The following is an 18,237-nucleotide window of genomic DNA, read 5'->3' as shown; positions in this document are numbered from 1 at the left end:
AGTGAAAAAGACTAAGGACAGTCCCCTATACCCATCATAGACCGTGCAGCTTCCATGATGCCCTCTTCGTCAATCCCGTACATCCTTCTTAATTCCGCCTGCGAGGCATGTTCTACAAATTCATCCTTAATACCGATCCTCTTTACGATCACGCCACGAACAGCTTTTTCTTCAAGCAATTCGAGTACGGCACTCCCGACCCCCCCCATCAGGACATTTTCTTCAACAGTCAGGATCATCTTCGTGGACTTTGCCGTATCACACAGCAACTTTTCATCAAGGGGTTTGACGAAGCGGGCATTGATGACCCTGACATTGATTCCTTCTTCTTTCAGCTTCAGGGCAGCAGCAATGGCAGGATAAACCGTAGAACCGATGGCTACGATAGCGAGATTCGCGCCTTCTGTATCATAGACAATTTCACCCTTTCCTATCTCAAGAGAAACAGGAAGATCATCAATAGGCACGCCGATTCCCCTGCCGCGGGGATATCGTATTGAAACAGGTCCGCCGCACTCAACAGCCGTTTTCAGCATATGCTGGAGTTCATTTTCGTCCTTGGGCGCCATCACAACAATATTCGGAATAGAGCGGAGATAGGAATAGTCAAAAAGTCCATGATGAGTAGGACCATCGGATCCCACAAAGCCTCCCCGATCAAGGGCAAGCACAACCGGCAGTTTCTGGAGACAGACGTCATGGATAACCTGATCATAAGCTCTTTGCATGAAGGTTGAATAGATCGCCACCACCGGGATTAACGATTGTGTGGAAAGCCCGGCAGCAAAGGTCACACCATGTTGTTCTGCCATACCTACATCATAGAAGCGACCGGGATATTCCCTGGCAAACGCATCAAGCCCCGTACCTTCGCTCATGGCCGCTGTTACAGCAACAATAAGGGGATTGTCACGGGCCAGTTTCACCATTGTCTTTCCGAACATTTTCGTGTAAGACAGCGGTGCAGAGTCTTCGGCAAGAGGTTCACCTGTATCGACCTTAAAAGGTGCAATGCCATGAAATTTTGCAGGATCGTCCTCGGCGTATTTATACCCCATTCCTTTTTTCGTAATGACGTGTACAAGAACCGGCCCTTTTAATTCCCTCACGTTTTTCAGGTTCTTAATGAGATGGTCCAGGCGATGCCCCTCAAGGGGGCCGACATAAGTGAAACCCAGTTCCTCAAACAGGGCGCCGGGAACAACCAATGCTTTCAGAGATTCCTCGACCTGTTTTGTAAATTTCACCATCTGCTCTCCGATGGAGGGAATAGACTTCAGGAAGTGCTTAAACTCAGTTTTGAATTTTGTAACGGTATTACCGGTCATAACACGGTTCAGATAGGAAGACATGGCCCCCACATTGGGCGAGATGCACAGTTCATTATCATTTAATATGATAATCAGGTTTTTATTTCGGTCTCCTGCCCAATTTAAAGCCTCAAAGGCCATCCCTGCCGATATGGAACCGTCACCGATGACGGCAACGACTTTAAAGTCTCCTCCGGTGAGACACTTTGCTTCAGCAATACCAATCGCCGCAGATATTGATGTACTGCTATGCCCCGCGTTAAAGACATCGTAAGGGCTCTCCTCCCTCCGGGGGAATCCACTGATTCCACCCTTCTTCCTGAGCGTATGGAACAGGTCTTTGCGACCCGTTATGATCTTATGAGCATAGGCCTGATGTCCCACATCCCAGATGAGTTTATCCCTGGGTGTATCAAACACATAGTGAATTGCAAGCGTCAATTCAACCGTTCCCAGAGACGAAGCAAGATGGCCGCCATTTCTGGAAACGGTGTCGATCATCTTTTCCCGTATCTCTCTGGCAAGTCTATTCAACGAAGCAATATCAAGTCTTCTGATATCTTCCGGAAAATTGACTTTTTCCAGAACACTGTTCTTACTCTTTTCTAATTCACTCACCATGGCAAATTCGAATCCAGATGTATTCTGTATTCTGTCTCCTGTCTTCTGAATTTTTCACTAATTTATGCCCTTCTCTCCACGATATATCCGGCAATCATCCGTAACGGTTCGGCCCTGTGATCAAAGTTCTTTATCGCAGAGAGCGCACTTTCAACAAGGTCTGCGGCCTTTTTCCGGGACGCATCAAGACCCATCAGGGCAGGGTATGTAACCTTACCCCGCTTCGCGTCGCTCCCCGTACCTTTTCCGAGTAATACCTTGTCCCCTTCGACATTAAGAATATCATCGGCTATCTGAAAGGCAAGCCCTACATGCCGTCCATATGATATAAGGGCATTGATTTCGACCTCACCGGCATTTGACAATAGTGCCCCGGCCTTCACTGCAACAGTAATCATTGCACCCGTTTTCCGTGTGTGGATATAGTTTAAGACTTCGCTGTCAACGTCCTTTCCCTCCGACTGAACATCAACCACCTGACCTCCGACCATACCGAAATATCCCGCCGCCTCGGCAACATCATGGATCACGGCCAGCAACTTTTCAGGCGGAATCTTGTCCATCAGGGTTCTCTCCGACATCAGGCGAAATGCCTCTGTCAAAAGGGCATCCCCGGCCAGAATAGCGATATCTTCACCGAAAACCTTGTGGCTCGTAAGCCTCCCCCTCCGGTAATCATCATCATCAATGGCGGGAAGATCGTCATGGATGAGGGAATAGGTATGGATAAGCTCTAATGAACAGGCCACAGGAAGGATCGATTCGACATTGCCTCCCACTGCCTCTGCAGACGCCATGCATAAGATCGGCCTGATTCTTTTTCCTCCCGCAAAGACACTGTACCGGACTGCTTTGAAAATCACCGGTGGATAGTTGTCCTCTCCGGACAGGTATCTCTCAAGGGCCTCATCGATAATCTTCTTTCTCGCCTTTAAATATGCGCTCAACAAGCTGTTATTATTCGGATTCATTCTCTTCCACCTGAAAAGGTTTGACAACCGGTTCCTCTTCCTGCTTGAGCAGTATTTCTACCCGTCTTTCCGCCTCATCAAGCCTCCGGGAACATAAACGGGCAAGTTTTATCCCCTCTTCAAAAGCCTTGAGAGATTCTTCCAGGGTCATATCCCCTGCCTCCATCTTTTTTACAATGTCTTCCAATCTTCCCAGTGCTTCTTCAAACTTATCTTTAGCCATATTTTTACTCCTGATGAACATCCGTTACTTTCGCCCGAAAGCCTCCCGACGAAACCTTAACGTCCACGCTGCTGCCGACAGCGACCGATGCAGCCTCTTTTACAATAAAACCTTCCGGAAGTTTTTTTACGATGCTGTACCCTCTTTTCAGGACAGCCAGCGGACTTAATGTATCCAGGAGGACCATGTTTGTTGCCACCCGTACCTTGAGGCGTTCCGCCACATCATGCCATCCGGCTATCACATTCTTTCTTAAATTATCAAGGATAAACCGATGATCGCGGATCTTCAAAAGAGGGTTTGCATGGTGCAGGCGAACTTCACAATTGTGAAGTTTAGGCCTCCGTATGGCCCGCTTATGATCAAGACTCAATTTAAGCCTGTCCAGGCGGTCGTCAATCATCATGCGGTGATCGGCAATCCTTCTCTTCGGGTCTTTTACCCGCCCTTCCGACAATATCACCTGTTCACGAAGCTTTGCCAATAACCGGCGCTGATGATTGATCAATCTCATCTCAAGGGTTTCCAGTGAAACGATAAGTTCTCTTCTTACCGGAACAACCAACTCGGCTGCCGCCGAAGGAGTTGGCGCCCTGAGATCCGCTACGAAATCCGCGATAGTAAAATCGATCTCATGACCGACTGCGGAGATGATGGGGATCCGGGAACGATACATCTCTCTGGCCACCCCCTCATCGTTGAAGGGGGCCAGATCCTCCAGTGACCCTCCTCCCCTGGCTATGATAATCACATCAATATTTCCAACAGCCTGCATATCGGCGATGGCCCTGATGATTTCATAAGGCGCCTCTGCACCCTGCACCCTCACCGGGGCGATAAGAATATCAACAGAAGAAAACCGCCGCCGCGTGATATTCAGGATATCCCTGATTACCGCTCCCGTCGAAGACGTGATCACTCCGATCCTGCGGGGTAGAAAGGGAATCTGTTTTTTATGGGCGGGATCAAAAAGGCCCTCGGCCTGAAGGCGGGCTTTAAGCTGTTCAAATGCCTTCTGGAGGGCGCCGAGACCCCTGGGTTCTACAGTCTCCACAATCAACTGATATTCGCCTCGCGGGTGATAAACAGTTAGCCTTCCGTAGCAGATGACGCTCATCCCCTCTTCAAGATCAAACTGTGGAATTCTGGCCCATGAGGACGGTCTTTGTCCCGGGAAAGATCTGAAGATGACTGCCCTGATCTGGCTCTTCTCATCCTTCAGGGTAAAGTATATATGGCCGGATGCGGGCCGGCGCAGATTGGAAACCTCTCCCTCCACCCAGAGATTATCGAAACTCGTCTCCAGGAGGCGCTTGATATTTTCATTTAACTGCGTAACGGTAAGTATTTCCTTCATTGATGTGCAACTACCAGATATTCAACCCAATGACAAGATGGATTTTGATTGAACCACGGTTGAACTGGTCGACTTCAAAGTCTTAATTGACATTTCTATGACCATGGTTTAATAATCCGGGGATAAAAATGATCAGTAAGTTTACCGAGGAGAGTATGGAAAAGAAAGACTATCTGAAGACGCCGATTGAACACATTGATATTAAATCATTTAATGCCGTGGATATCATTGATGCCATGCGGGGCATGTCTTTTTCGGCAAGAGACTTAGCCCAGGCCGCCGATATCTATGACAGGATGCTCACCGACAACAATTGCACCGTCATTCTCACCATAGCAGGCAGCACGAGCGCCGCGGGTTGCATGCAGATCTATGCGGACCTCGTGAAACACAACATGGTGGACGTAATTGTCGCCACAGGTGCAACGATCGTCGACATGGATTTTTTTGAGGCTCTGGGGTTCAGGCACTACCAGGGTACGCCGCATGGTGATGACCGGGCGCTGAGAAATTTATATATTGATCGGATATACGATACCTTTATCGATGAGGAAGAGCTCCAGACCTGTGACAAAACGATCAAAGAGATAGCAGATTCCCTGCCGCCGGTTCCCTATTCCTCCCGGGAATTTATCCATGAGATGGGAAGATATCTGACAACGCACGCCGTAAAGAAGGATTCACTTGTACAGGTCGCTTATGAACATGACGTCCCGATCTTCTGCCCCGCTTTTTCCGACAGCAGCGCCGGGTTCGGCCTTGTCCTCCACCAGTACCTGCGTCCTGAAAAGCACGTTTCCATCGATGCGGTAAAAGATTTTCGCGAATTGACCATGATTAAGATAAAAGCGGAGACGACGGGACTTCTTATTATCGGCGGAGGGGTACCAAAAAACTTTGCCCAGGATACGGTAATCTGTGCCGAAATCCTGGGATTTGATGCTCCCATGCACAAATATGCCGTGCAGATCACCGTGGCTGATGTGAGGGATGGGGCCTGTTCCAGCTCCACGCTGAAGGAAGCGACGTCATGGGGAAAAGTGGACATGGCCTGCGAGCAGATGGTCTATGCCGAGGCAACTTCCGTATTGCCGTTGCTCGCAAGCTACGCCTATCACAAGCGAAACTGGAAAACGAGACCGAAGCGGCAGTTCGCAAAGATATTCTAAAAAAAGAACGAACAACCACTGTCCTTAAAGATATCGTCTGAACTGATCCTGAATAACGCTGTTACCTACAAATCAAGGGTTTTCGATTTGGGATTAGGTGAGGCTTACCACTTATAAGCAGTGATACAATGGGGGTGAAGGAACGATTTCAGGTGCATTCAATTTCAAAGTGCAACACAGTATTCCGTCTGCAATTTACAAAGGTCAAAGGCAGATTTGACCCCTTTGCGACCCAGATTTGACCCCTTTGCGACCTAAACTTATCAAATTTCAAGGCGATTTTGATGTTAACTGAAAAATAAGATGCACCCAGGAGATTATCATTCCCATCTGTAATCATGTATAATCCAGTAAGATAAGCGGGTGTGGAGTTTAGGAAGTTAGGTACACACGTGACTGCGTCAATCACCGGCTTTGCAGAGAAAATTCAGTTAAATCGCAATCAGTCAATCCGGAGAATTTTAATCTCACCTTCCAGTTGTCTGAAATCGTCGTCTCCTGTGATCAATTCGGCCCTGGGCAGCATCCCGGCGGATGTGACCGGGAAGCGTATCTTACGCCCTTGTGAACATTTTACGGTAAACGTCCCGCCTATGGCAGATCCCCAGAATCCGGACTTCGGAACCTGAAATCTTATAAACAACGCGGTAGTGACCGACCCGCAGTTTCCAGTAGCCTTTCAGGGTTTTCCGCAGGGGTTCGCCGTAATCCTGGGGGGCCTTCTGCAGTCGCTTTTCGATAGCTTTCCTGATCTGAGTTTTTATTCGTTCATCCAACAGGGGCAGGTCAACTTCGCGCACATCGGGATGATAGCGTAAAAGGAATGTCATTATTTATTCCCAGACCTGTTTGTGAGACAAGGCAGTGGAGGGATCAAAACTCTCTTCCCTTTTCTCTGCGAAAACGGCAAGTAACGAGTCCTCCCGCAATTCCAGGGCCTCCCTGATCAGATCACGGGCCAGCATAGACATTGACATACCCGTCTCTTCAGCAAGACCCTGCATGAAACCGTAAAGGGGCTGATCAACGGAGATGTTGATTCTTGGATTCTTTGTCGGCATTTACAACCCTCCTTTCTAAGGATAGAGTGTAACACTTCTGTTCCATAGAAGCAAATTAAAAGTGTTACTAAGGATCCCATGGTAAACTGACTGTGGATGACATGGTATGTAATTCTAAAAAAAAACGGGCTGTTTTCTGTACGATTTACAAAAAACAACCCGTCTTTATATCTGGTGGAGATGAGGGGGATCGAACCCCTGACCTCGGCATTGCGAACGCCGCGCTCTCCCAGTTGAGCTACATCCCCACACTATTTCAAATTCCCGTCCGGCCGCGAACCTCCAAGAATTGGTGAGCGGAATAATATACGATCCCGGCAACATATGTCAAGCAATAGTTACTAAAGGCTTTTCATCTTGACAAACATATATCCTTCCCCTATAATCCGCCACGTGGAATCGAAATCTGACGAATTGAGAAAGTGAAATTCCACTCTACCGAAACGTCCATAAATTCATAATCCCGATCATGAAAAGATAAATAATGTACACACACTACAGAACATTCTAAATTTACCAAGGAGGCCTTTTTATGGCAAAAATTGACGCCTTTTTTCAACTGATGCATGAACAGGGCGCATCAGACCTCCACCTCGTGTCGGGCCAGCAGCCGGCCCTCAGGATACGGGGAGATATGGAGCGGATAAAATACAACCCACTGGATAATGACGAACTCAAAGCAATGCTGTATGAAATAGCGCCCGAGCACAAGATCAAACAATACGAAGAAACGGGCGATGTGGATTTTGCATATGAAATACCGAATCTTGCGAGGTACCGAGCCAATTTTTTTCAGCAAAAATATGGTGTGGCGGCAGTTTTCAGGGAAATCCCGAGCAAAATACTTTCTGTCCAGGAGTTAGGACTTCCTCCCGTTATTTCCAAGCTGGCCTCTCTGCCGAGGGGACTCGTGCTGGTAACCGGCCCGACGGGAAGCGGAAAATCGACGACGCTTGCCGCCATCATCGATGAAGCAAACCGTAACCGAAAAGATCACATCATCACGGTTGAAGATCCTATTGAATTTGTTCACCAAAGCCAGAGCTGTATCATAAATCACAGAGAAATCGGCATCCACACCAAGAGCTTTGCTGCGGCGCTTCGCGGAGCCCTTCGTGAGGACCCGGACATTATTCTCGTCGGTGAAATGCGGGATCTGGAAACCATATCGCTCGCCGTCGAAGCGGCAAACACAGGACACCTGGTTTTTGCCACCCTGCATACCTCAAGCGCCGCCAGAACGGTTGACCGGATCATTGAGGTTTTTCCCGCCGAGGAACAGATGCAGATCCGATCCACCCTGGCGGATGGAATCCGGGCGGTCATTTCCCAGGTTCTTTTCAAGCGAATTGACAGGAAAGGGCGCTGCGCCGCCCTGGAGATCATGATCGCCAACTCAGCTGTCCGGAATCTCATCCGGGAAGCCAAGACATTCCAGATTCCATCGATGATTCAAACAGGCAAGAAGTACGGCATGCAATTGCTGGATGATGGTATTTTTGAGCTTGTCAACAGGGGATGGATCGGCGCGGAGGACGCATATATGAAAGCCAACGATAAAACGAGATTCAGACCCCTTTTAAAAGTCCCGCCGACTGATTTTACAGAAGCATAAAGGTTTGTTCGGGGATTTACTCTCCGAAAGGTATTAACCTATCAATTTTGAGGAATGCACTATGAGAAAACAGGAAATCGATTATATATTAAACAGGATGCTGGATTCTCACAAAGACATCTCTGACCTGAACATTACTGTTGGTAAACCATTCCAGGTAGTGAGTTCAGGGGAATTAAACGCCATCAATTTTGACCCGCCTTTCAACAACTTAACCCCTTTCCAGACGGAAATATTTGCACTGAACCTGATTAATAGGGACCGCCGCCTGACAGAGATACTTCTGAACGAGGGGTCATGTGATACTTCATACGAATTGCCGGGAAGGGCCCGTTTCAGAGTAAACATTTTTTCACAGCGGGATAACTACTCCATCGTCCTTCGAAAACTGGAATCCCAAATTCCCACATGTAGCGAATTGAACTTACCTGAGGCTTTTTCGAAAATGAGCCAGGAACAGAACGGGATTATCCTTGTCACCGGCGCAACGGGCAGTGGTAAATCAACATCGCTCGCAGCAGTATTGAACGATATGAACGAGCAGAAATCCGTGCATATCGTTACTCTCGAAGACCCGGTGGAATTTTCCCATCCCCACAAGAAATCAACGTTCAACCAACGAGAATTGGGTAAAGATTTTGACACTTTTGCCACTGGACTCCGCGCAGCTCTAAGGCAGGCCCCTAAGGTTATCCTCGTCGGAGAAATGAGGGACAGGGAATCCGTAGAAATTGCCCTCAGCGCGGCAGAAACAGGACATCTCGTTTTGAGTACACTCCATACGATTGATTCCGGCCATACCATTAATCGTATCCTGGGCATGTTCTCTAAGGAAGAAGAAACCCAGATTCGCATACGCCTTGCCGACACAGTTCGATGGATCGTCTGCCAGCGGCTTCTCCCCAAAGAGGGTGGAGGGCGTGTAGCAGCCTTTGAAATACTGGGTACCAACATCCGGGTAAGAGATTCCATCCTGAATGGTGAGTCAGAAGGAAAAACCTTTTATGAGATTATCGAGGCCAGTAAGGCCTTCGGCATGATTACATTTGATGATTACATCGTCGATTTATACAGGCAGGGACTCATTAGTGAAGATACTGCCAAGGCCTACGCATCCAACAAGGGAATAGTAGGCCGCGGCATTGACACCGTAAAGAGTGAAAGAGGACAGGCTACGACAGATCTCTTAGGTAAGCTTGAAGTCGACAAGGGTTACGGTAAACCCAAAAAAAAACCGTGGTAAGTAAAAGCGTATAAGGAGAATGCCATGGAAGAAGAAAAAACCCTTACGAGCGAAGTTCTATCAGAAACATACGACGCGTCGGACAGACCTTTTGATTTTGTGGGAGCGGATGTTGGAACAGCCTTAATATGCGAATCTGATGCCTCTCTTAAAGAGAAGCTCCCTGCTGCGATGCAATCCCTGGATTACCAGATCACCGAAGCGGCATCTGCAAAAGATGCTCTCAAAAATATGCGATATCACACATACAATGTTGTTATAGTTAATGAAAACTTCGACACCGATAACCCTGCTAATAATGAAGTACTCAATTATCTGGCCAATCTTAATATGAGTACACGCAGAGAGATTTTTGTAGCCATGATCAGTAACAGATTTCGTACCATGGATAACATGGCCGCCTTTAATAATAGTGTCAATCTTATTATCAATGCGAAAAACATCGATGATGCCGTTACGATTATTAAGGGTGCCATCGCCGATCATGAGGCATTTTACTACGTCTATAAAGAAACCCTGAAAAAGAAGGGACGGATCTGATTTTTCACCTGAGAGACTCAGCCTTACGATACGTTTTTTCCGCCATATCGGGAAGGCCGATTGCGGTATACGATTCTGCAAGGTGGATATAATAGAAGGGGTTTTCGGGATCTGCAGCAATGGCTTTTTTGAAAACCTCTATCGCCTGAAGGTAGAAATTTCCCCGGGCGAGGGTGTTTCCAAATCTGTTGTAGTAAGCACTTGAAGAAGCGTGATCAAGCTGAGCGGCTTTTTCGTATGCACCCTCGGCATCGTCAATCTTTCCCTGTTTCACCAAGACATCCCCAAGGCCGCAGTGGTACATGGGTTCATCAAATCGGAATTCGAGACATTTTCTGAAAGTCCTTTCTGCCATTTCAGCATGTCCCGCATTGAAATAAGCACTAGCCAGCCTGTTATAAAAGGAACCAGCCTCTGAAGGATCAATCTCAACCGCTTTCCTGTACGCCTCTTCGGCGCCATCAAAGGCCCCTGTCGCAATGAGTGCATTCCCAAGACTGCAATACGTTACTGATGCATCCGGTTCCATCTCTATCATTTTTTCAAACACTTTAACAGCATCACTTGGCCTGCCCGCCTTGAGATAGGCGTCGCCGAGATCACTAAGGAGTGCGATATCATCCGGCTGCATGGCAACCACTCTTTCACAAACACCAACGAGGCGTTCGTATTCTCCCTTTTCCTTAAAAATCCGGACAAGCTCATCAAAGGCAAACCCGGTAAAGACTTCCCGCTGCAGTTCACGGTTGAGAAGGCGCTCAAAACAATCGACAGCCTCATCCAGCCTACCGCTGTCATGATAGGCCCACGCCAATGAAAGAAGAAAGGAATCCTCACCTGGATGCATATCAACTAACTTCCGATAAAGAATGACAGCAGCATCATACCGCTTTGCTTTCATTAAATCATCGGCAAGGTGGAGAAAATAATCTATTTTCCTTTCTTCACTCATAAGCCTTCTGTGACGGCTTCCTAAAAAGTCCCCCTGCCTGCGCCGGGGCAGGCTATACGGCGTACGTCTCAGCACGCCTCATTCCTTGCGACTCGCACGCCTTGCTTCGGAGCTTTTTAGGAAGCCGATCATTGTTTATCTTAGTTTACGACCTTTCAAGAGATCATCCGCTGTCATGCTAACAACTGCTGCACGATTTTCCACATGAACTGCCGGTTTCCAGACTGGATGACACCTTGAATCCGCTTCCCCGCGGTGTACTGATAAAATCTACTGTAATTGGTTTCACCAGTTCAAATATTTCTTTGTTGATCAGGAAGGTAATCCCGTTTTCTTTAAATATCTCATCACCATCTCTTGGCTCGTCCAGAGCCATGCCCAAGGAGGGACCGGATCACCCGCCCTCATTCATCATGAACCTGATGATATGCTCCTCACCCCTGTCCTTGAGAAAGTCTTTTATCATTTCTACTGCTTTTTCGGTTACTTGTAACATGGTTAACTCCTTTCAGATTGACTGACTTGTGTCAGTCTAATAAAAACTTATTTCTAACCTATACACTTAAACCGTTTTGTCAAATGTTATTTTGAAGGATCAGTGTCTTCCCGATCGATGATCATTTATCCGGGACAGATATCTCAACTTTTGATTGACACACAGCGAATGCTTGCCTATATACATAGTGTTATGTCATGCCGCACTTGATGCGGCACCCAGTCTTTGTTTTATAGTTCCCCGCCTCTGCGTAGTGACAGAGGTACCTCGATGTAAAGAATCGTTAGGAACGGGACACTAACTACACATTGTCGAGAAAAGGTGAGTTTTCATGGAGGTTATCTATCATGGCTGAATCGTCTCTGTACCACGACATACCCTGCCGTTACTTCATTAAACCGGGAGGGAAAAATACAAATGCAGTCCTTGAAGCCGTCTCCAGAAGGGCGAAGGAGCTTTCGATAGGAACGGTCCTTATCGCCACATGCAGCGGGCGAACCGCCTTTGAAGCATTGAAGTTTCTCGACAAAAACATTAAAATCGTCGCCGTTACCCATGTTACAGGGTACGCAAAACCCAACTTTCAGGAACTCGATGAAAAGGATCGGCGGGAGCTGGAATCGCATGGTGTTACCGTTCTTACCTGCCAGCACGCCTTCGGTGGAGTCGGCCGTGGCGTTAGGAACATGCTTGCCACATATCAGGTAGATGAAATTATGGCCTACACACTGAGAATATTCGGTCAGGGTGTCAAGGTCGCCATAGAACTGGCCTTGATGGCCGCAGATGCCGGCCTCGTGAGAACCGATGAGGATATCATCTCCATGGGAGGAACTGCCAGGGGGATTGATGCTGCCTTGGTCCTTCAGCCTGCTAACAGCTCCTCTATCTTTGACCTGAAGGTTAAGGAAGTGATCTGTAAACCAGCTGCGTTTTGATTTGATAAGGAGAGAAACGATGAAAAAACTGCTCGGTACCATCCTCGGCATGATCTTATTATGGCCTGTCGCGTCCTCGGCCGAAAACTATACCGTCAAAGGAGACATGGGGGCGAATATACGTTATGAGCTCCAGGAACAGGTTACGGCAGGCGGAGGTATCCAGAAGATGGTACTTAGCTTTGTAGTACCCCAGAGTTTCCAATCTCCCACCTCTCGTCAGGAAATCAAAGAGTTTAGCCTGACTTTTTCCCCTGAACCCAAAGAGAGAACAAGTCATACTGACGGGCGGGGCAACAAGATTATCGTTGCAACATGGATAAAGCCACCGGATATCATCGACGTGCGGCTTTCCTGCAACGCGCTCAGTGAAACAAAGCTGCCTTCTCTTACGACACAGGAGCCATTCCCTCTTGTAAACGTAGGCCCGGAATTTAAAGATTACCTCAAACCAACAGAACAGGTGCAATCCGATAATCCCCGCATCCGTGAACTGGCAACGCAGCTCACATCAGGCGTCAAAACCGAGTTCGATGCGGTGCAGCGTGTCATTTCCTGGGTAGTGGATAACGTCCACTACGTAAACCCTCCCGCCAGGTACGATGCCATCTATTCGCTAGAATCCGGCAAGGGTAACTGCCAGAATTTTTCCCATCTGAGCGCCGCGCTACTCCGGGCTATCGGTATACCTGTCCGCATTGTCAACGGTGTCACATTCAACCAGCCTTTTGATATCGCATGGCAGAAAGGAACGCTAACCTTCAAGATGGGTCAGGGCCGCCATTCATGGATTGAGGTCTGGTTTCCGGAACTCGGCTGGGTACCTCTCGATCCCCAGAATACCATGCTTTTCGTCTCAACTCGTTACCTTCGTATAGAGGTTGGCGTTGATAACAATGAGACGAAAAACGATGGGCTTTTAAAGTGGGCACAGCTCAAAGAAGCCGAGAGACCAAAACTCCAGGAGACTATCGCCGGCAATTTTAACAGCGACCAGGTTAATGTCAAGGGAAACCGGCAGACCTATGGCCCCAAAAACCTCCTCCTTTCTCCCTTTGTGAAGGCGGAGTTTAAACAGATCGAAGTACTTCCACCACCCCCGCCGCCTCCGGTGATCACCGAAAAGAAGAAAAAGCAACTCCGCTTTAAAGTACCATTCGTTTTCGGCAACTTAGAATTTCCTGAGAATATAGATTTTGCATTCCCACGGGTAACAAAAGCCTCGGGGACAAATCAATTTGAGATGTCCCGGAACTTTCTCGTGGAGACGGCAGAATATGTGACCACCAACCTTACCCAGTATGCCCAGATTGTCGTCCTGAAAAAACCTGTAAAACTCCAGAAGATCGGTTTAGCCCTGCACAATTTCGGTGGCGAAGGCTCGCTCTGGATAGATATCTTTGAAGATAACCAGGGTAAGCCCGGAAAGCCCATCAGTACCAGTGACTTTATTAACCTGGACCAGTTCTCCCTTAAACCGGGATACCGATGGGCGGACTTTGATTTCAGCCGGGACAAGCCGGTTCTCATGCCCGGATCTTACTGGATAGCACTGGGTTTCACGGGAAGTCCCATCGTCAACTGGTTTTATACCTACGGGAAACCGGTCGGACCTGTCGATGGCACACGTTATAAAAGCGTTTTCCAGGATGATTGGAGCGGCGCCCTGAACTATGAATTTAATTACCGGGTAATTGGTCTGACGGTTAAGTAAAGAACCCCGCTTGAGGGATTAAAGGGAATGTCAAAATTTATTTGTTATTATTACGAAAGCAACTTTTTCCCTGCTCACCCCGAAGCAAGTTTCGGGGAATGCGCTCTCTTAAGGATTCAAAGCTCACTTATCAGTGACACGATTGAGTATGTTTTTTACGATTAAATAAAGGGAACCGATTATCAGACAGCCAATAAGCCAGACACCGAAAACATAAATGGGGGTAATCCATAAGAGGGAGGTTTCCTGCTCTGTGCTCCGGTACAGGACCGCGGCAAAGACGGAAGCGCCATTGGCACCCTTAAAAAACAGGGTAGACGATATAACCAGGGACCAACCGAGGATTAAAGTTTTTAATATTTCCATAATTCCTTACTCCTTATTATCTTATCCTTCCGGCCCTCCGAGCACAGCGCTCTGATTAGGCGCAGAATCACGGACGCAGTTAATGCAGTAGTATGTCGGTGAAATAAAACAGCATCCTGAAATTATTAATTCATAGCGCGTGCATTTCTCACATGTTTCAATCCCGCACCGTGAACATGTTACGAAAACCTCCGGTTTTCCGCATATCTTGCACGCTTTATCGTTTCCCGTCATGTGAACATTTTTCTCCAGATACTGTCATTTGCATGTCTTTGTATTTATTACCCAACGTCAACGAGAAAGTACACTATAGTAGACCGAATTTAATGTGTCAAGAAAGGGAATACCATTCTCCATCGGAATTATCAATAAACCTCGCGCACAAAGAATCTGCCTGCCGCGACGTTTTGTGGCCTTTTCTTTTGACACACAAGACTACTTCACCTATACTGAATCCACCGAAAAGGAATTTCCTATCAAAAAACAATTCGAGGTACAGTAGACTATGCAGTATCCCAACTCTTTGAACAGAATGAACCGTTATGTATTATTAACCGTCTTCATAGCTTTCCTCCTGGTTATTGTCTCATGCGTACCCAAACCCACACTTCAGCCATCGCCTAAGCCCGCAAAGATAGCACTGGTTCTCGGAGCAGGTGCATCCAAGGGATTTGCGCATGTCGGCGTCCTGAAGATCCTTGAATTCAATAAAATTCCGATTCACATGATAGTCGGCACAAGTGTCGGCAGTTTTGTGGGGAGTCTTTACGCGTACGGATACGATGCCTATCAGCTGCAAACGATGTCCTTTGCACTGCAAAGGGAAGATCTTGTAGACCTGACGATACCTGACAACGGATTTGTTAAGGGAGAGAAATTGGAAAGCTATGTAAACTGGGCACTGAAAGATACTGCCATTGAAAAACTGCAGATCCCTTTTCACGCCGTTGCCACTAACATACAAACCGGTGAAGAGATCGTCTTCGGTACAGGCAACACGGGAACGGCAGTACGGGCAAGCTGTTCAATTCCCGGCATATTCAGGCCTGTGAAAATTGCAGACAAGACGTATGTGGATGGAGGTGTCGCAAGCCCTCTGGCCGTCGATGCCGCAAGGAGATACGGCGCCGATGTTGTCATCGCCGTGGATATCTCCTCAAGTCTTGGTAGTACTGCCCCCCAGAGTACTATAGAAACGATATTGCAATCGATAAGTATCATGTACGCTAAGATGTCTCAGATACAAATCGGCAGGGCAGATGTGGTAATCACTCCTAATGTGGGACACATAGGATCAGCCGATTTCTCCAAGAGGCACGAAGCCATCCTTGAAGGAGAGAAAGCAGCAATGGAAGCGTTGCCAAAGATTAATCAGATTATTTCAAAACTCAGGCAGGAAGGCAGACTTTAGAAAAACATAGATCTACCGGCGCGCTGTGCCGGGGGCGCCAATGCAAGAGGAAGACGTTTCTTCTCCCGCATCATGAAAGAGCGTCTGAAGACCTGGGGCATCCCCATTAAACTGTTCTACCGGGAAAAGAAAAAAAGACTCAAGCACGTAGGTAGGCTTTTTTAGCACGGGTCATGATTCATTGACCGATCAAGCACTCATTTAATAAAAAAACTTGACCATTCACGTTATTCATGTCAGCATACTACCGCTCTTATTAATATAATCCATTATTGACCAGCCTGTCTGAATATACCTTTTCCAAAGAAACCTGGTCCATTTCGCCAATCCTCTTATCATTCTCGATGGACAGAAAAAATTGGGAAGATTCCGGGGACACGATGGTCCACGGAGAAGCGGCATTCCAGGCATCCTGATATTCAATGGCCTATGTTAATGTTTGGCAGAGAGGAAACATCCATTACGAGGAATGCCTGTAACAGAGATGATCGCTTCTTTTCCGCCCAAAGGCAACACTTTTAAAAAAGGAACGGATTTAAGGAATGAAACAGGCAAACACAGGTGATAATGTGAAGGTTCACTACAAAGGATCATTGGATGACGGTACGGTCTTCGATTCATCCCTGGATTGTGACCCCCTGGAATTTACAATCGGTGGAGGGCAGGTCATTCCTGGGTTTGAAGATGCTGTCATCGGAATGAACCCGGGAGAAACAAAAACTTCCATAATCACATCCGACAAGGCCTATGGACCGCACCTTGAAGAAATGGTGGTAGTTTTCAACCGGGACCAGCTTCCGGCAGACCTTCAACCGAGTATCGGCCAGGTGTTACGATTCCGTCGAAATGACGGCTACATATCGAAGTTACCGTACTTGAGGCATCCGACTCAAGTGTGACATTCGATGGAAATCATCCACTGGCAGGGAAGGATCTGATTTTCAAGATCCAGCTCCTGGAAATTAACTGATCAATATGTCCAAAATACTATTCCTTCTCCGGACCAGAGGTGAGAATATCAGATCCGAAACTGTTAGAAATGAATAAAAAAACAAGAAAGGATGGGTTAGAATGCAGGGAAGCAAGCTTTACGTCGGAAATCTCGGTTACTCGGTGACCATTGATCAGATTCAGGAACTTTTTTCCAACTATGGAGAGGTACTTCACATTAATATCATCGAGGGCAAAGGATTTGGGTTTGTAGAGATGTCCAATCAATCAGAAGCTGAAAAGGCCAAAAAAGCACTCAACGGCTCTGACTTCAAGGGACGATCCTTAAAGATCAGTGAGGCACTCCCGGATCGAGGCAAGCAAAAAAGGGATTTCAGAAGGTAATAACGCGGTACTGGATAAACTCAAATGAACGCCGGTTTATCTACTGATCTTGAGCAAGATACGCGAAAGCATAATTATAGAAAAGACTTGACTTTAAACAAAGGTCATAATAAATATTTATACCCCTAAGTAAAAAAACTGATTATGCAGTCGGGGGTATTATAAAAGTTGGGTATAAGCATTTTGAAGTATTATGTTAACCACCATACTCATCAAAGTTATGGTGGACTGTTCTTTCTGTCATAGTGGCAATCCAACTTTTGAAAAATCTAAGAAAGGAGGATGCAAACAATGTCAGAAGGAATCGTTAAGTGGTTTAATGAGAAGAAGGGCTTCGGATTCATTGCCAATGATGAAGGTGGCGATGTATTTGTTCATTTTAGTGCTATTCAGGACAGTGGTTTTAAGACGTTATCTGAGGGCCAGCGCGTCAAATTTGACGTCGAGCAAAGTCCGAAAGGTCCGTCTGCTGTTAATGTAAAGGCCGTGTAAGCGGGTATTTTGCAAAAAAGAGGCACCCCTGTAAACACCTGAGCGGGGTGCCTCTTTCCTTTTGCGGATCTTTTTTATGCAGATAACTGAGGGGAGATAAAAATGAACAAAAAACTATACATCGGAAATCTATCTGCCAAAGTGACAGAGGATGACCTGAAGGCGAATTTTTCCGGAGCCGGTACAGTTCTATCGGTAAATATCATTAAAGACAGGTTATCGGGACTATCCAAAGGCTTCGGATTTGTTGAGATGGAATCTGAAGAGGAAGCAAAACAAGCTATTGAAAAATTCAATGGCGGCCAGCTTGACGGAAACACAATTGTCGTCAGTGAGGCCAGACCGAAAAAGGATAGCGATAGAGGACGAGCAAGACCACACCAGTCCAACTCCGGCGGTGGATTCAGAGGTGGACGTAGTGGT

At 47.1% G+C, this 18,237-nt stretch carries 19 protein-coding genes, 1 tRNA gene and 1 pseudogene; 11 read left to right on the top strand and 10 right to left on the bottom strand.

Features of this window, described 5'->3' with window-relative positions:
- Positions 1-11: 11 nt before the first annotated feature.
- The 4 genes from dxs to xseA all read right to left on the bottom strand — a co-directional run bounded on the left by dxs (position 12) and on the right by xseA (position 4,482).
- Positions 12-1,931: a 1-deoxy-D-xylulose-5-phosphate synthase gene (gene dxs, locus NTW12_04390; protein MCX5845584.1), complete on the bottom strand. Its 1,920-nt coding sequence runs from the start codon at positions 1,929-1,931 to the stop codon at positions 12-14.
- Between the two features lie 62 nt (positions 1,932-1,993).
- The gene (locus NTW12_04385; GenBank protein ID MCX5845583.1) at positions 1,994-2,902 is read right to left on the bottom strand and encodes a polyprenyl synthetase family protein; all 909 of its coding nucleotides are present in this window, start codon (positions 2,900-2,902) and stop codon (positions 1,994-1,996) included.
- Positions 2,889-3,125, bottom strand: a complete 237-nt coding sequence (locus tag NTW12_04380) for an exodeoxyribonuclease VII small subunit (GenBank protein MCX5845582.1) — start codon at positions 3,123-3,125, stop codon at positions 2,889-2,891. Before NTW12_04380 ends, NTW12_04385 begins: the two co-directional genes overlap by 14 nt.
- Before the next feature lie 4 nt (positions 3,126-3,129).
- On the bottom strand, positions 3,130-4,482 hold the full coding sequence (gene xseA, locus NTW12_04375; protein ID MCX5845581.1) for an exodeoxyribonuclease VII large subunit: 1,353 nt from the start codon (positions 4,480-4,482) through the stop codon (positions 3,130-3,132).
- 128 nt (positions 4,483-4,610) lie between these two features.
- On the opposite strand from xseA, the gene NTW12_04370 reads away from it, so the two are divergent.
- Entirely contained in the window at positions 4,611-5,651 is a 1,041-nt protein-coding gene (locus NTW12_04370; protein MCX5845580.1) for a deoxyhypusine synthase, read from the top strand.
- A gap of 554 nt (positions 5,652-6,205) precedes the next feature.
- Here the strand turns inward: NTW12_04370 and NTW12_04365 are convergent.
- The 3 genes from NTW12_04365 to NTW12_04355 form a co-directional block, all read right to left on the bottom strand.
- Positions 6,206-6,481 carry a type II toxin-antitoxin system RelE/ParE family toxin gene (locus NTW12_04365; GenBank protein MCX5845579.1) on the bottom strand — a complete coding sequence of 92 codons (276 nt, stop codon included), beginning with the start codon at positions 6,479-6,481 and terminating at the stop codon, positions 6,206-6,208.
- A gap of 3 nt (positions 6,482-6,484) precedes the next feature.
- Complete coding sequence (locus tag NTW12_04360) at positions 6,485-6,712, bottom strand: antitoxin, RHH family protein (protein ID MCX5845578.1); 228 nt, start codon at positions 6,710-6,712, stop codon at positions 6,485-6,487.
- A gap of 172 nt (positions 6,713-6,884) precedes the next feature.
- Positions 6,885-6,960: transfer RNA gene (locus NTW12_04355), tRNA-Ala, on the bottom strand.
- 284 nt (positions 6,961-7,244) lie between these two features.
- Between NTW12_04355 and NTW12_04350 the strand changes: the two genes are divergently transcribed.
- From NTW12_04350 to NTW12_04340, 3 genes are all read left to right on the top strand, one after another.
- Positions 7,245-8,327: a type IV pilus twitching motility protein PilT gene (locus NTW12_04350; protein ID MCX5845577.1), complete on the top strand. Its 1,083-nt coding sequence runs from the start codon at positions 7,245-7,247 to the stop codon at positions 8,325-8,327.
- Between the two features lie 61 nt (positions 8,328-8,388).
- Entirely contained in the window at positions 8,389-9,570 is a 1,182-nt protein-coding gene (locus NTW12_04345) for a PilT/PilU family type 4a pilus ATPase (protein MCX5845576.1), read from the top strand.
- A gap of 24 nt (positions 9,571-9,594) precedes the next feature.
- The gene (locus NTW12_04340; GenBank protein ID MCX5845575.1) at positions 9,595-10,110 is read left to right on the top strand and encodes a hypothetical protein; all 516 of its coding nucleotides are present in this window, start codon (positions 9,595-9,597) and stop codon (positions 10,108-10,110) included.
- 4 nt (positions 10,111-10,114) lie between these two features.
- On the opposite strand, the gene NTW12_04335 is transcribed toward NTW12_04340, so the two are convergent.
- Both NTW12_04335 and NTW12_04330 read right to left on the bottom strand, forming a co-directional pair.
- On the bottom strand, positions 10,115-11,137 hold the full coding sequence (locus tag NTW12_04335; GenBank protein ID MCX5845574.1) for a tetratricopeptide repeat protein: 1,023 nt from the start codon (positions 11,135-11,137) through the stop codon (positions 10,115-10,117).
- 103 nt (positions 11,138-11,240) lie between these two features.
- Complete coding sequence (locus NTW12_04330) at positions 11,241-11,438, bottom strand: hypothetical protein (protein ID MCX5845573.1); 198 nt, start codon at positions 11,436-11,438, stop codon at positions 11,241-11,243.
- 467 nt (positions 11,439-11,905) lie between these two features.
- On the opposite strand from NTW12_04330, the gene NTW12_04325 reads away from it, so the two are divergent.
- Positions 11,906-12,496 (top strand): hypothetical protein, encoded by a 591-nt coding sequence (locus NTW12_04325; GenBank protein MCX5845572.1) that lies wholly within the window; start codon positions 11,906-11,908, stop codon positions 12,494-12,496.
- 19 nt (positions 12,497-12,515) lie between these two features.
- The gene (locus NTW12_04320; GenBank protein MCX5845571.1) at positions 12,516-14,210 is read left to right on the top strand and encodes a transglutaminase family protein; all 1,695 of its coding nucleotides are present in this window, start codon (positions 12,516-12,518) and stop codon (positions 14,208-14,210) included.
- A gap of 123 nt (positions 14,211-14,333) precedes the next feature.
- On the opposite strand, the gene NTW12_04315 is transcribed toward NTW12_04320, so the two are convergent.
- Positions 14,334-14,576, bottom strand: coding sequence for a hypothetical protein (locus tag NTW12_04315; protein ID MCX5845570.1), 243 nt, complete (start codon positions 14,574-14,576; stop codon positions 14,334-14,336).
- A gap of 505 nt (positions 14,577-15,081) precedes the next feature.
- Between NTW12_04315 and NTW12_04310 the strand changes: the two genes are divergently transcribed.
- The 5 genes and pseudogenes from NTW12_04310 to NTW12_04290 all read left to right on the top strand — a co-directional run.
- Entirely contained in the window at positions 15,082-15,987 is a 906-nt protein-coding gene (locus NTW12_04310) for a patatin-like phospholipase family protein (protein ID MCX5845569.1), read from the top strand.
- 542 nt (positions 15,988-16,529) lie between these two features.
- Positions 16,530-16,957, top strand: a pseudogene (locus NTW12_04305) (peptidylprolyl isomerase).
- A 101-nt stretch (positions 16,958-17,058) separates the two neighbouring features.
- Positions 17,059-17,322, top strand: a complete 264-nt coding sequence (locus NTW12_04300) for an RNA-binding protein (GenBank protein MCX5845568.1) — start codon at positions 17,059-17,061, stop codon at positions 17,320-17,322.
- A 291-nt stretch (positions 17,323-17,613) separates the two neighbouring features.
- Positions 17,614-17,814, top strand: coding sequence for a cold-shock protein (locus NTW12_04295; GenBank protein MCX5845567.1), 201 nt, complete (start codon positions 17,614-17,616; stop codon positions 17,812-17,814).
- 102 nt (positions 17,815-17,916) lie between these two features.
- On the top strand, positions 17,917-18,237 hold a 321-nt coding region (locus NTW12_04290; protein ID MCX5845566.1), incomplete at its 3' end, for an RNA-binding protein.

It is taken from the genome of Deltaproteobacteria bacterium, assembly GCA_026388545.1.
Lineage (GTDB): Bacteria > Desulfobacterota > Syntrophia > Syntrophales > UBA2185 > JAPLJS01.
Note: the sequence above shows the minus strand (reverse complement) of the source record. Positions and strands in the feature narration are given on the sequence as shown.